Below are 13566 nucleotides of genomic sequence, written 5' to 3' on the forward strand. Positions count from 1 at the left end.
AACTATTGAGCGGGTTTCCCCCCCAAGTACGCGACAGTTTTATGTAACAACCTGCGTCAATGACCGCCCATTCCGCATCCGATTCGCTTATCTCGGCAGACTTTTTTATAATCCCGCAGCAAATTTCGGCCCGGAGCTGTGCCTTTATGTCTGTAAAGCCTGAAAAAGTGTCTGAATTGTTCGATTTCCGTCGCAGCGCCCGAGCGGTGCTGGACATAGAAAAACAAGCCATTGATGGACTCTACCAGTACCTTGACGAGGCGTTCGAGCGCGCCTGCGAGATGGTGCTGCGCTGTGGCGGCAAGATAGTGGTGACCGGCATGGGCAAGTCGGGTCATATCGGCAACAAGATTGCCGCGACCCTGGCCAGCACGGGAACGCCCGCCTTCTTCCTGCACCCGGGCGAGGCCAGCCACGGGGATCTCGGCATGATCTCAGCCGGGGATCTCATCATCGCCATTTCCAACTCCGGCGAGAGCGACGAGATCCTGGCTCTGCTGCCGGTGCTCAAGCGCCGCGGCATTCCACTCATCTGCATGACAGGCAATCCTGCTTCCACCATGGCGAAAGAGGCCAACGTGCACCTGTGCATCAAGGTGGAGAAAGAGGCCTGCCCCCTCGGTCTGGCCCCGACATCCAGCACTACCGCCACCCTGGTGATGGGGGACGCGCTGGCCGTGGCCCTGCTGGAGGCCCGTGGCTTCACCGCCGATGACTTTGCGCTGTCGCACCCGGGCGGGTCCCTCGGCAAGCGGTTGCTGTTGCGAGTGGGCGATCTGATGCACAGCGGCGAGCTGTTGCCCAAGGTGGGGATAGATGCCACCATCAGCCAGGCGCTGCTGGAAGTGAGCCGCAAGGGGCTCGGCATGACGGCGGTGGTGGACGATCAAGGGCTGCTTGCCGGTCTGTTCACCGATGGTGACCTGCGCCGCATTCTGGACCTGCAGGTGGATATCCATCACACCCCCATCAGCCGCGTCATGACGGTGAACTGTGTTACCGTAGGGCCTGAGATGATGGCGGCCGAGGCCGTCAAGCTGATGGAAACCAGGAAAATCAACGGGTTGTTGGTCGTGGATGGGGAGAGACACCCGCTGGGTGCCTTCAACATGCATGACCTGCTGAAAGCCGGAGTAATTTGATGCAAGACGTACCGACCCTCTATGGTCCGGTGACGCGCAGCCAGTACGAGAAGGCGGCGCAGATCCGCCTGCTGGTGTGCGATGTGGATGGGGTGCTCTCCAACGGCTTCATCTATATGGGCAATAACGGCGAAGAGCTGAAGACCTTCTGCACCCGTGACGGTGCCGGCATGCGTGCCCTGCTCAATGCGGGCATCGAGATTGCCATCATCACGGGGCGAACCTCCCGCATCGTCAGCGATCGCATGCAGAGTCTGGGAGTCCAGCACCTGGTGCAGGGTGCAGACAAAAAGCTGCCCCACTTCGAGGCCTTGCTGACCAAGCTCGGGCTGGATGCATCGCAAGCCGCCTATATGGGAGATGACACCATCGATCTGCCGGTGATGCAGGCTTGCGGCCTGGGTATCGCCGTTGCCGACGCTCATCCGCTTGTGCTGGCGAAGGCGGATCTGGTGACGCGGCTTGGCGGTGGCGTCGGGGCCGTGCGCGAGGTGTGCGACCTGATCTTGCAGGCCCAGGGATTGGCTGACTATCAACCCGAGGCGTCGCGATGAACAAACAGACTGTGCTGTTCGGCCTGCTGTTTCTGGCTGCGCTGGCGGCCTGGCAGCTGGGGGAGATCGAGCTGGTCCCCGAGCCGACCACCAAGACGGAAAATTTTCAACCGGACTTCACCGCCAGAGAGTTGGTGACGACCCGCTTCAACGAGCAGGGCAAGCGCACCGAGCGGCTGGAATCCGAATATGCGGAGTACTACCAGGTACTCGAGCAGGCCACTTTCACCAAGCCGGTGGTCTACATGTTCGATGACAAGGGCGCGGCCGAATGGAAGCTGACGGCCGAAACCGGGGTGCTCAACACCGATGACAATGTGATCCTCCGTGACAAGGTGCATCTGGACGGTCTGCTGCCCGCTTCCTTCATCTCCACGCTGGATACCTCCTATCTGGAGCTGGATCTGGTGACGCAGGGGATGAGAAGCAACCAGCACATCAGCATTGTGGGCCAGGAGTTCCAGACCGAGGGCGTTGGCCTCAAGGGTCACCTGGAACGTAAATATTTCGAGTTACTGGATAAAGGCCATGCCACTTATTTCAATGAAAAACGTTAATCTGGCCCTCACGGCCCTGTTGCTGTGCGGTTCCCTGAATGCCAAAGAGTCCGACTTTGCCGAGAAGGTCTATGTGGATGCGGTCAAGCAGGTGGCCGAGATGCAGGACAACCGCATCACCTTCAGCGAGGATGTCATCATCACCCAGGGCACCATCAAGATTAAGGCCGACAAGGTGGTGGTGATCCGCTCCGGCGACAAGGGCGCCGAGGTGATGACCGCGTATGGCAACCCAGCCACCTTCTTCCAGGTGCTGGACAACGGCAAACCGGTCAATGCCCATGGCAACAGCATCCGCTACGAGCTTAAGAACCGGCTGGTGACCATCACCGGCAACGGCCAGCTCAAGCAGGAAGACAGCCAGGTGACCGGCGATCTCATTCGCTACGACATCGTCAAGCAGAAGATGATTGCCGAGAGCAAGGGGCCCACCCAGCGCGTCAAGACGGTGTTCCTGCCGGATCAGGTGGAGAACTTCGACAAACCCGCCGATCAGAAGAAGTAGGAAACAACAGCCATGGCAGTGTTAAAAGCAACGGGTCTGCAAAAGAGCTACAAGCGCCGCATGGTGGTCAGCGATGTGAGCCTGGAGGTGGGTACGGGCCAGATCGTGGGCCTGCTCGGCCCGAATGGCGCGGGCAAGACGACCTCCTTCTACATGATCGTGGGCCTGGTGCAGCGAGATGCCGGCCTCATCACCATCGACGAGCAGGACATCAGCCTGCAGCCCATGCATATCCGTGCCCGCAATGGCATCGGCTATCTACCTCAGGAGGCCTCCATCTTCCGGCGCCTGTCGGTGTTCGACAACTTGATGGGGGTCATGCAGACCCGCAAGGGGTTGAGCCGCGAAGAGCGGGAGGATAAGGTCGAACAGTTGCTGGAAGAGTTCAATATCACCCATATCCGCGACAGCCTGGGCCAGAGCCTCTCGGGTGGGGAGCGGCGCCGGGTGGAAATCGCCCGGGCGCTGGCGGCAGAGCCGAGATTCATTCTGCTCGATGAGCCTTTCGCAGGTGTTGATCCTATTTCAGTCATCGATATCAAAAAGATCATCCAGCATCTGAAAGAACGCGGGTTGGGTGTGCTGATTACGGACCACAACGTCAGAGAGACGCTGGATGTGTGCGAGAAGGCCTACATCGTCAGCCACGGCAAGATGATTGCCGAGGGCGCGCCGGCCGATATCCTCGCCGATGAGCAGGTCAAGCGCGTCTATTTGGGCGATCAATTCAGTCTATAGTAAGGGGGCACCCCTCATTTTTTGTTAGGTGGCTGCCTCGCTGAACATAAGGATATCCCGACGTAGATGAAGCCGACATTACAGTTGCGTCTCGGTCAGTCCCTGACCATGACGCCACAATTACAACAAGCGATTCGTCTGCTCCAGCTCTCCACCCTGGAACTCCAGCAGGAAATTCAGCAAGCGCTCGACAACAACCCCTTGCTGGAGCAAGAGGAGAACGAGGCGCAGGAAACCAGTCAGACAGAGACACAGGACGCCAGTCAACTCGACTCCAGCGATGCCATGGCCCAGGAGAGCATGCCGGATGAACTGCCGGTGGACACCACCTGGGACGAGGTCTACTCGGCCGGTACGGCCCAGAGCGCAGGCCCCATCCATGACGGGGAAGACAGCGTCTATCAGGGGGAGACCACCGAGAACCTGCAAGACTACCTGCTGTGGCAGATGCGGCTCACCCCGTTCAGTGATGTGGATGCGGCCATCGCCCTTGCCATCATCGATGCCATCGACGAATCCGGGTATCTGACTGCCACCCTCGAGGATATTCAGGCTGCAGTCAGCAGCGAGGAGGTAGAAGTCGAACTGGATGAGATCGAAGCCGTGCTCAAGCGGGTGCAGCATTTCGATCCGGTCGGCATCGCCGCCCGTTCGGTGCAAGAGTGTCTGCTGATCCAGCTCGGCCAGTATTCGCCGGACCTGCCCTGGCTCGACGAAGCCAGAGAGGTGATCCGCGAACACATGGACCTGCTCGGCAATCGCGACTACCGCACTCTGGCTCGCAAGACCCGCCTCAAGGAGAGCGATCTCAAGGAGGTACTGGATCTTATCCAGCAACTGGAGCCCAGACCCGGCAACGGCATCATCCAGAGTGAATCCCAGTACGTGATCCCGGATGTGTCCGTGGTCAAGAAGGGCAGCAAGTGGGTGGTTGAACTCAATCCGGACTCTGCTCCGCGCATCCGTGTCAACGAGGCCTATGCGGCCATGGCGCGCAATGCTCGCAGCAGCACGGATACCCAGTTCATCCGTTCTCATTTGCAGGAGGCCAAGTGGTTCATCAAGAGCCTGGAGAGTCGTAACGACACCCTGCTCAAGGTGGCCAGCTGCATCGTCGAGCAGCAGCAGGGCTTTTTCGAGTACGGCGAAGAGGCCATGAAACCCATGGTACTCAACGACATCGCGGAAGCGGTGGAGATGCATGAGTCGACCATTTCACGGGTCACGACCCAGAAGTACATGCATACGCCCCGCGGCATTTTTGAACTGAAGTTTTTTTTCTCCAGTCACGTCAATACGGAGGGAGGAGGAGAGTGCTCATCGACCGCTATTCGCGCCCTGATCAAGAAGCTGGTGACGGCGGAAAACCCCGCCAAGCCGCTTAGTGATAGCAAGATCGCGGATTTGCTGGCCGAACAGGGTATTATGGTGGCGAGACGCACGATCGCAAAGTACCGTGAATCCTTGTTGATCCCGCCATCCAATCAGCGCAAACGCCTGGTTTAGGCAAACAAAAGGAAGACGTTATGCAAATTAACCTGACCGGACACCATGTCGAGATTACCGAAGCTCTGCGTGATTATGTGAACAACAAATTTGCCAAACTCGAGCGTCACTTTGACCATATCAACAACGTACACGTGGTGTTGAGCGTCGAAAAACTGAACCAGATCGCCGAAGCCAAGCTGCATGTCAGCGGGGGAGAGGTGTTCGCCAATTCGCAGCATGCCGACATGTATGCGGCGATTGATACCCTGCTGGATAAACTGGATCGGCAGATCATCAAGCACAAAGATAAGTTAAATCAAAAATAACTATGCAACTTGAACACATACTGAGTCGGGACTGCACCAAGAGTGCGGTCCCTTGTACCAGCAAGAAACGCGCGCTCGAGATCATCAGTGAACTGGCCGCAGAGCGCCTCGGCGCTTCCCGCCAGGTCCTGTTTGAAAGCCTGCTGGCGCGAGAAAAGATGGGCAGTACCGGGATCGGAGCCGGTATCGCCATCCCCCACGGCCGGATTGACGACGCCTTCGCGCCGACCGCCGTGTTGATGACCTTCTCCGAGCCCATCCCTTTCGATTCTATCGACAATCAACCGGTTGACCTGCTCTTTGCATTGCTGGTGCCGGAAAGCGAGTGCAAGCAGCACCTCAAGACTCTTTCCCTGATGGCATCCAAACTGGCTGACAAGGCCGTCTGCCGCCAGTTGCGCCAGGCGACCAGCGACGAAGAACTCTATCAGATCATGACGTCGGCCTGAGGCCGGGTCTGACACAGCCACGTTGGCGTGAGGGGACAAGATGCAGTTAATAGTAGTAAGCGGTCGTTCGGGCTCCGGCAAGACGGTGGCCCTGAGGGTGCTCGAGGATCTCGGGTACTACTGCGTGGACAACCTGCCGGTCAACCTGCTGCCCCAGTTGATCGTGTCGGTGGAGAGCCAGTATGACAAGCTGGCGGTCAGCATCGATGTGCGCAACCTGCCTGCCCAGGCAGACAGGCTGGAGAACCTGCTGAGCCAGGTGCGCAACGAGGGGCGAGTCAAGTTTTCGAGCTTCTTCTTCGATGCGGACAACGCGACCCTGCTCAAACGCTACGGTGAGAGCCGCCGTCTGCACCCTCTGTCCCGCAACAAGCTTTCGCTGGACGAGGCGATCCGGGAAGAGACCCACCTGCTGGCACCACTCTCCTCGACCGCCGACCTGCGCATCGACACCACCAACCTCAGCATCCACGATCTCAGCGAGCTCATCAAAACCCGGGTGCTCGGCAAGAAAGAGAACGAGCTGGTGCTGGTGTTCGAGTCGTTCGGTTTCAAGTACGGCATTCCCAAGGATGCGGACTTCGTGTTCGACGCCCGTTTCCTGCCCAACCCGCACTGGATCCCGGAGCTCAAGCCCTTCACCGGAAAGGATGAGCCCGTGGCCAACTACCTCTCCAGCCAGCCGGATGTCATGCTGTTCATCCAGCAGATCGAGAATATGCTGGGGACCTGGTTGCCCCACCTGGAGCGCAACAATCGCAGCTATGTGACCGTCGGGATTGGCTGTACCGGCGGACAACACCGCTCGGTGTTCATCGCCGAGCGGCTGGCCAGCGCATTCCGGTTGCTTGGCAAGAACGTGCAGATCCGCCATCGCACGTTGGACAAGCGTTCAAACCCCGCCTGACAGATCCACAGGATGCTCAGATGACCGTTTCCGCCTCGGTAGAAGTCAAAAACAAGTTAGGCATTCACGCCCGACCGGCCATGATGCTGTTCGAGCTGGTGCAGGGGTTCGATGCCCACGTGCTGCTGCGCAACGAAGAGGGAGTCGAGGCCGACGCGGACAGCGTGATCGGCCTGCTGATGTTGGACTCCGCCCAGGGCAAACAGGTGGAGGTGCAGGTGGAGGGCCCCGAAGAGGTGGAGGCCCTGGCCGCCGTGGTGGCGCTGTTCACCTCGGGCTTCAATGAGGAGTAATACGCCTCGGCGTGCTCAAGGTGCGCTGCGAGCCAGCGCCTTGAAAGCGGCAAAATCCCGACAAGCCAGCAGACTTCTGCTGGCTTTTTCGTTCATCAGTGCCAGAAACAGATCATAAAGTCCCATGGCTTCCTCATAATCCGCCTTGGCGATGGCCAGCACGAAGATGAGGGTAGCGCTCTCGCCGTTTCCCCAATCGATCCCCTGGGGGGCCAGCACGGTATAGACCAGGGTGCGGCGCGCCAGCAGGCCGAGGGAGTGGGGCAGAGCGATGCCGTCCCCCAGCAGGGTGGAGACGATCCGCTCCCGCTCCTGCAAGGATCCCCGGAATCCGCTCTGCACCAGATCCTCCGCCTCAAGCTGGCTGCAGATGCGATCAAACAGCATCCCCTGGCTGATGGGTTCATCAAGCACCATGAAGTGGTCGGCATCGAAATACTTGTCGAGCAGATAGGGACGGGTGCGATCGACGAGCACCAGCTTGCCGAGCTGCTCCAGCTGGTATTGGGTCGGGAAGGGGGAGACCTGTACCACGGGAGCATTCTTCTCGCTCACCTTGAGGGTGCTGATGACGAAATCCTGCTCGACTCGCACCAGTCCCTCATAGTCCCGCACCGACTCCAGCGTGGTCAGCTGCAGTTGGGGGTATTCCCGCCGGATGCGTGCTTCCAGCACCCGGAAGGTGGCGTTGCCCGCATCGCACAGCAGCAGCGCCTGGGGGCGCCGGGTGTAACCGATGTCGTAGTGGCGCTCCAGGCCGACTCCGATGTGGATCACCAGGTAGCCGATCTCGTGGTGGGTCAATCGGTAGGGGGTCTGCCTGATCCACTCAGAGATGGCCGCCAGGGTGATGTCGTAGGCGAGGGGGTAATACTGCTTGATGTGGTCCGCCAGGGGATTGTGGCTACCAATCTGGTATTTGACCCGCAGCAGCATGGCGCCGATGTGGGTCTGCAGGTCGGCTCGCAATTGCGGGTCGCCGCGCAGGTCATAGGGGTAGTGCTGGTGGATGTAACCCAGCAGGTGCGCCGTCAGCTGCTCGCTCTCGGCCGCCATGGCCGGGCTGAGCAGGGGCGTCTCTGCAGTGAGGCGAGCCTGGATCTGGATGGCGAGACAGGCGATCTCTTCCTGCCCCGGTGAAGTCAGGGTCGGCAGCTCGGCATAGATGTCGCGGGCCACCACTGCCAGGGGCGGGGTGATGTCGTCGCTGGCAAACTGGCGCAACTCGTGACCAGACGCCTGGCGAAGCAGGGCGACGGCACAGTAGACGGTGACTTGCTGCAGGCTCTCGTCGGCCAGGCGCAGCTGATGGCGACCGAGTTGCTCGTGAATGTGGTTGCCCACTACCTCCAGCGTCTTGCTGGGGCAGAGGGTGGGCAACAGGCTCTGGAGCGGATGCTGGTGCAGCAGCTCCTGGCAGAGCAGTTGGGTGAGGCAGGCGCGGATCGCCATCTCGCTTCCCGCAATGCGCATCCCCACCCTGGGTTTGCTGTCGATGGTGAGCCCGAAGTGGGCGAGCCGCTCCCGCACCTCCGTCATGTCCCCTTGTAAAGCCGCCCGGCTTAGATACCAAGTGTCCGCCAGCTCGTCGAGTTTGATCCCCTGTTCCGCCGTCAGCAGCAAGACCTGGAGGTGCAGCACCCGCTCGCGGCTGGTGCGAGGCAGAGGGCTCTCCTGCCCCTGGGCGGCCAGCAGCGCATCGAACAGTCCCTGATTGTAGATCTTGAGCTGGTAACCGCTGCCCCGCTGATGGATCAGGTGGGCGCCCCGGGTGGCAATGAGCTCGTTCAGGGTCGCCACGTCGGTACGCACCGTGCGGGTGGAAACATTGAGACGGCGGGCCAGCTCCTCCTGTGGCAGAGGCTCGGCGTGAAGCAGGGCGAGCAGTTGCTGGAGTCTGGGGTGGGGCAGCTTGGTCATGAGGGGGTGAGGACTCCTGTCGCGCATGGTGGGTCGATGTTAACAAGGGGGTCATTAACAAGCCAGGCACCGCCCAGTGATCGGACCGGTGCCTGTGGGGTTGCTATGCCAGCAGTGCCTTCACCATGGCGAGGAGGGTACGCACATCCTCCGGCCGGGTCTGGCTGCTCTCGCTGTCGATGATGGAGCTGTAGACATGGGGGATCACCTTCTCGACTCCTGCCTCCAGCGCGATCCGCACTATCTCCTCGAAGTTCTCAAGATCGATGCCGCCGGTGGGCTCCAGCCAGAAGCCGTGTCGGGCACAGGCCTCGGCCACTGCCTGATACTCGGCGCGGCAGGCGAGTCCCCCCATGGGGAAGAATTTGACCGAGCTGCCGCCCATGTCCTTGAGCAGGGCAATGGCGGTATCGATGGGGACGATGCCGTCAGCCTGCTGCGCGCTGAGGGGGCCGGTGGAGATCTTCACCATCCCCGGCGTGCCGGTGGGGGAGACAAGGCCATTGATGAGGGTGTCAGCTTGACCGAGCAGCGCCCGGCTGGCCCCGACCCCGGTGAACACCTGATTGACATGCTGAGGCTGCAACTGGCGGGCCAGCTCGGCCACCATGGCGGACTGGCGCGGATCACCTGCTCCCAGCCCGATGGAGAGGGCGTTGTCGATAAGTTTGGCGTAGGCCTGCATGTCGGCGACGGCAGAGGGGATGTCCGGGTAGTTCTTGGAGAGCACACCGACCAGGACGTGGCCCTCGGCGGCCTCATAAATGTCGACGGCATTCTCTTTGGAACCTGCCAGCACGTTGAGGCAGACCCGATCGCGGTAGTAATTGGGGGTAAGAGACATCAGTTGTTCTCCTGAACGAGGTGGGCAATGGCGGAGTGGATCTGGTCGAGCTGGGGCAGGGTGACGCTGCGCACATCTATCTCGATGTGCCCCTCGTTGGCCTTGTAGCCGCGGCAGTAGATGGCGGGGGTACCCTGTTGCAGACGGGAGACCACCTGGACCGTGGTCATGCCGAGGCGCTCATGGTCGAAGGCGATGTCGGTGCGGGCGATGTCGCGCCCCGCGCTGTCCCACACCACCTTGGCGGTGACGCCGGGCAGCTGGTTGAGGCGCTCGATGAAGGGGGTCATCTTGGCGACCATGGCGGTGCCGCTCTCCTTCTCTTTGGCCAGGTAGCGCTCGATGGCGTGGGTCAGGCCGAGGATCCCCTCCTTGCCCACCTTCATGGCACGGCCGATGCCGCCCGCCTGCTGCTTGACCCACTCAACATACTGACGCCTGCCGAGCACCAGGCCGCTGGTGGGCCCTTCGATGGCCTTGGCGCCGCTGTAGATGACCAGATCTGCACCCTGGTTGTAGTAGAGACGCAGATCCTCTTCGGCCGCTGCATCGACGATGAGCGGGATCCCGTGGGCCTTGGCCACCTCGGCCGCCTCGGCCACCGACAGAATGCTCTTCTGCACGCAGTGGTGGGACTTGATGTAGAGGATGGCGGCGGTATTGGCATTGATGGCGGCGGCCAGCTGAGCGGGTGAGCACTCGTTGGCGTAGCCTGCCTCCACCACCCTGCCGCCCCCCAGGTTGACCATGGTGCCGACGGGGGCACCAAAGTTCACGTTGTGGCCCTTGGGCAGCACGATGTCGCTCGGCACGTCGTGGGCATGAGCATGCAACTGCTCGAGGCGATAGGGGTCGCCGCGCACGATCACGGCGGCCACCGACTGGGCGATGCCGGCGCTGGCGCAGGAGACCACTACCACATCTTCAACACCCAGCAGTTCGGCCAGGTAGGTGCCGGTCTTGTTGACCAGATCCTTCACCTCGAAGTAGTGGCCGAGGCCGAAGTTGACCGCATCGACCACCTCCTGCTCGGGGGTGGAGACGCCGAGGATGGTCATGCGCCCGGAGGCGTTGATCACCGGTTTGAGCCGGTATTTCTCATACACAGAAGGCATGGTGTGATTTCCCGTAGTGAGTCAGAACCAGTTCGCCGCCCACCAGGGCGGCGAGAGGGAGCAGTTGCCGGTCACCGTTGCGGGTGCCGGCCTCGGTATCGGTAAAGAGAGTGGGGCCGCAGCTCACCTCGAACAGGGTGATGTCTGCATCGGCGCCCACCTCGAGTCGCCCCTTGCCGGGCAGGCGCAGGGCATCGGCGGCCTGGTGAGTGACGCAGGCGAGCACCTGCTCCAGGGTCATGCCGATGGCGAAGAACTTCGACATCACGTGGGCAAGGCTGTAGACGGGCCCCTTGATGCGGTTCTTGCAGTAGATGTCTGAACTGATGGTGTGGGGCAGGATGCCCTGGGCAATGGCCAGCTCCGCCACTTCGAAGCTGAAGCTGGCGCCACCGTGGCCGATGTCGAGCAAGAGTCCCCGCCGCATCGCCTCGCGCACCGCCTGGCGCAGTTCACCCGCCGGGGTCAGGATGCGGTTGGGCTTGCCGTTGAAGCAGTGGGTCAGCAGATCGCCCTCCCCCAGCAGGGCGACGATCTCGTCCAGATCCGGCGGCGTGTTGCCCACGTGCACCATCAGTGGCAGGTTGCCATTGGCCTGCTGGATCTGCTTGGCCATGCGCAGGGGGTGCAGACCGTTCTCACCCACCACGCTGCCGCTCATGCGTGCCTTGATGCCGACGATGAAGCCGGGATGGCGCCGGATGGCCGCCTGGGCGAGGGCGGGATCGATGTCTGCCGGATCCGCCAGCTCGTTCTGGCGCAGCAGGCCGATGCGGGAGATGTTGAGCAGGGCGTGCACCCGGGTCTTGCAGCCGGCGGCGAGACGCTGGAAGTCGTCCACGTCGTCGGCCCCGGTACTGCCGGCGTCGATGACGGTGGTGACGCCGGACGCCACCCCCACCTTGTCCGGCTCATCGTGATAGAGGGGGGAGGCGGGGTAGCAGTGGGTGTGGCTGTCAATCCAGCCGGCGCTCACATGGACCTGCCCGTCCAGAGTGAGGGTTTGCTTCGCCTCCGTGCTCTCTGGCAGTGAACCCAGCGCCGCTATCTTGCCATGCTTGATGGCGACGTCGACGAGCTGCCCGTTTCCCAGGCGTCCCGCCCTGATGATCGTGTCGTACATGCTGATATCCCTCTTGTAACCTGCTTGCGCTCTTACTGCGAGGGCGCTTCCAAGGCTCATGTGTTGCTCTTCACCTTGCTGACGACCTCTCGCGACAGAGCGCAAACAGGTTCTTGAATGCCGCCCAAGAGACGGCCTTGGATTAAGCCAGGGCGATGGGGAAGACGGTCCCGAACAGCATGGCCCCCAGAATGGCGCCGCCCGTGATGGGCTTCTCCCAGATGTAAAACAGCAGGGCACCCAGCAGGGAGCCTATCCCGATGGGAATGGAGGCGCCCATGGCGGAGAGGATGATGAGGGGACCGAGGAAGCGGCCCGAGCTGTTGCCAGCCCCCATCATGACGTCCGCCCCGTAGGTGGAGTTGCTCTGGTTGATGGTGAACTTGCGCGCCAGGATGATCACGTAGCCGATGGCCATCCCAATCCCCATGCCGGTGATCAGGGAAGCGGTGAAGTTTTCCACCGGATAGACGATGCCGGCCCCCAGCAGCAGGGCGGGCACCCCGAGGCCGACTCCGGTCTGGATGGCGCCGCCGATGTCGAGGATGCCCACCAGGGAGCCCTCGATGATGCGGGCGAACAGGAAGCTGGCACCGAAGGCGGCGACTGCACCATAGGCCCCCGTGTCCATACCGGCCTTTAGCATGGCAACGAAGGCCACCTCGTTGAAGGCGCCGACCCCGTAGAGGTAGAACATGTGGGTACCGGCGAAGACGCCGGAAGAGAGCAGACCGACAAAGATGGGGAAGGACCAGTCGGCATACCAGAAGTTGTTTCTCAGTTTCTCATCCATGGTGTGCTTCCTTATTTGCCGCTCATGAGGTTATGGACGTTTTCCAGCCACAGGGGAACGCCCAGGTGGAAGGATTCAATGAGTTTCATGTCAAAGCCGCGGAAGAAGCCGCTCAGCACGAACAACAGGACGATGGCACTCATCATCACCTTGGTGACGTGGTTCCAGCCGCTCTCCTCCACCCCCTTGCCGATCAGGATGCCAAGCACCAGGCCCGGTACCGCGTTGCCCATGATGAGCTGGGCCAGACCGCCGAAGATGGTGGCCCAGAAGCCGGACTTCTTGCCTGCCTCAATGGCGGCCAGCCAGAAGATCACCGGCATGACGGTGTTGACCAGCAGGTTGGCGGCGGGCACCAACACCTTGACCGCGGTGACCTGCAGGGCGGCTGGCACGGCGGCGGCCGTGCTGTTGAGGAAGGCGACCACGATGGCACCAATGATGCTGCAGGCGATGGCCATTTTTTTGGGGTCATGGAGGGTGGTGGCGAGATCCCGGTTCTTGATCATGAGGGCTGCCGCGCCCCAGTTCGGCAGGATGCGGTGATCCACGTCCTGAGTGAAGGCGCCAGCCGCGACCGTGGAGGCCCAGGCGTTGAAGAAGAAGCCAAGACCGAACGAGAAGTGGGAGGCGGGGTCCCCTTCGCAGGAGTTGAGTTCGCCCAGGGTGCGGAACGCGCCCATCCCCTGCACGGTCGGGGCGTGGAACATCCGCGCCGCGCCAGCCCCCACCCCGACGCCTACCAGGCCGCCGATGATGAGTGACTTCATCAAAATGATTAGAAACATCCAACTTGTCCTTTTGGTTGTGGG

The 13566-nt window shown here is 61.3% G+C and carries 16 protein-coding genes; 10 read left to right on the top strand and 6 right to left on the bottom strand.

Going from position 1 to position 13566, the window contains the following annotated elements:
* Positions 1–146: 146 nt before the first annotated feature.
* From PG883_RS02235 to npr, 10 genes are all read left to right on the top strand, one after another.
* Complete coding sequence (locus tag PG883_RS02235; RefSeq protein ID WP_029314845.1) at positions 147–1142, top strand: KpsF/GutQ family sugar-phosphate isomerase; 996 nt, start codon at positions 147–149, stop codon at positions 1140–1142.
* Complete coding sequence (kdsC, locus tag PG883_RS02240; protein ID WP_103858764.1) at positions 1142–1696, top strand: 3-deoxy-manno-octulosonate-8-phosphatase KdsC; 555 nt, start codon at positions 1142–1144, stop codon at positions 1694–1696. Before PG883_RS02235 ends, kdsC begins: the two co-directional genes overlap by 1 nt.
* Complete coding sequence (gene lptC / locus PG883_RS02245; RefSeq protein WP_039040473.1) at positions 1693–2253, top strand: LPS export ABC transporter periplasmic protein LptC; 561 nt, start codon at positions 1693–1695, stop codon at positions 2251–2253. Before kdsC ends, lptC begins: the two co-directional genes overlap by 4 nt.
* Entirely contained in the window at positions 2240–2758 is a 519-nt protein-coding gene (gene lptA, locus PG883_RS02250) for a lipopolysaccharide transport periplasmic protein LptA (RefSeq protein WP_010675873.1), read from the top strand. Before lptC ends, lptA begins: the two co-directional genes overlap by 14 nt.
* A 12-nt stretch (positions 2759–2770) precedes the next feature.
* Positions 2771–3496 carry an LPS export ABC transporter ATP-binding protein gene (gene lptB / locus PG883_RS02255; protein ID WP_010675872.1) on the top strand — a complete coding sequence of 242 codons (726 nt, stop codon included), beginning with the start codon at positions 2771–2773 and terminating at the stop codon, positions 3494–3496.
* A gap of 66 nt (positions 3497–3562) precedes the next feature.
* Positions 3563–5002, top strand: coding sequence for an RNA polymerase factor sigma-54 (locus PG883_RS02260; RefSeq protein ID WP_039040474.1), 1440 nt, complete (start codon positions 3563–3565; stop codon positions 5000–5002).
* A gap of 20 nt (positions 5003–5022) precedes the next feature.
* Positions 5023–5310, top strand: a complete 288-nt coding sequence (gene hpf / locus PG883_RS02265; protein ID WP_005305957.1) for a ribosome hibernation promoting factor — start codon at positions 5023–5025, stop codon at positions 5308–5310.
* A 2-nt stretch (positions 5311–5312) separates the two neighbouring features.
* On the top strand, positions 5313–5759 hold the full coding sequence (gene ptsN, locus PG883_RS02270; RefSeq protein ID WP_103858763.1) for a PTS IIA-like nitrogen regulatory protein PtsN: 447 nt from the start codon (positions 5313–5315) through the stop codon (positions 5757–5759).
* Positions 5760–5799: 40 nt separating this feature from the next.
* Entirely contained in the window at positions 5800–6666 is an 867-nt protein-coding gene (gene rapZ / locus PG883_RS02275; protein WP_010675869.1) for an RNase adapter RapZ, read from the top strand.
* 20 nt (positions 6667–6686) lie between these two features.
* Positions 6687–6959, top strand: a complete 273-nt coding sequence (gene npr / locus PG883_RS02280; RefSeq protein ID WP_010675868.1) for a PTS phosphocarrier protein NPr — start codon at positions 6687–6689, stop codon at positions 6957–6959.
* Between the two features lie 15 nt (positions 6960–6974).
* Here the strand turns inward: npr and PG883_RS02285 are convergent, their stop codons facing one another.
* The 6 genes from PG883_RS02285 to PG883_RS02310 all read right to left on the bottom strand — a co-directional run bounded on the left by PG883_RS02285 (position 6975) and on the right by PG883_RS02310 (position 13542).
* Entirely contained in the window at positions 6975–8879 is a 1905-nt protein-coding gene (locus PG883_RS02285) for a BglG family transcription antiterminator (RefSeq protein WP_103858762.1), read from the bottom strand.
* A gap of 103 nt (positions 8880–8982) precedes the next feature.
* Entirely contained in the window at positions 8983–9723 is a 741-nt protein-coding gene (gene dagF, locus PG883_RS02290) for a 2-dehydro-3-deoxy-phosphogluconate aldolase (RefSeq protein ID WP_041211846.1), read from the bottom strand.
* Positions 9723–10838, bottom strand: a complete 1116-nt coding sequence (locus PG883_RS02295) for a DgaE family pyridoxal phosphate-dependent ammonia lyase (RefSeq protein ID WP_103858761.1) — start codon at positions 10836–10838, stop codon at positions 9723–9725. The genes dagF and PG883_RS02295 overlap by 1 nt, the downstream gene beginning before the upstream one ends.
* Positions 10822–11961: an amidohydrolase/deacetylase family metallohydrolase gene (locus PG883_RS02300; RefSeq protein ID WP_270806923.1), complete on the bottom strand. Its 1140-nt coding sequence runs from the start codon at positions 11959–11961 to the stop codon at positions 10822–10824. The genes PG883_RS02295 and PG883_RS02300 overlap by 17 nt, the downstream gene beginning before the upstream one ends.
* Positions 11962–12103: 142 nt before the next feature.
* Entirely contained in the window at positions 12104–12754 is a 651-nt protein-coding gene (locus PG883_RS02305) for a DUF4310 family protein (RefSeq protein ID WP_039040480.1), read from the bottom strand.
* A gap of 11 nt (positions 12755–12765) precedes the next feature.
* Positions 12766–13542: a DUF4311 domain-containing protein gene (locus PG883_RS02310; RefSeq protein ID WP_270806924.1), complete on the bottom strand. Its 777-nt coding sequence runs from the start codon at positions 13540–13542 to the stop codon at positions 12766–12768.
* Between the last annotated feature and the right edge of the window lie 24 nt (positions 13543–13566).

It is taken from the genome of Aeromonas sp. QDB25 (genome assembly GCF_027707725.1).
Classification (GTDB): domain Bacteria; phylum Pseudomonadota; class Gammaproteobacteria; order Enterobacterales; family Aeromonadaceae; genus Aeromonas; species Aeromonas caviae.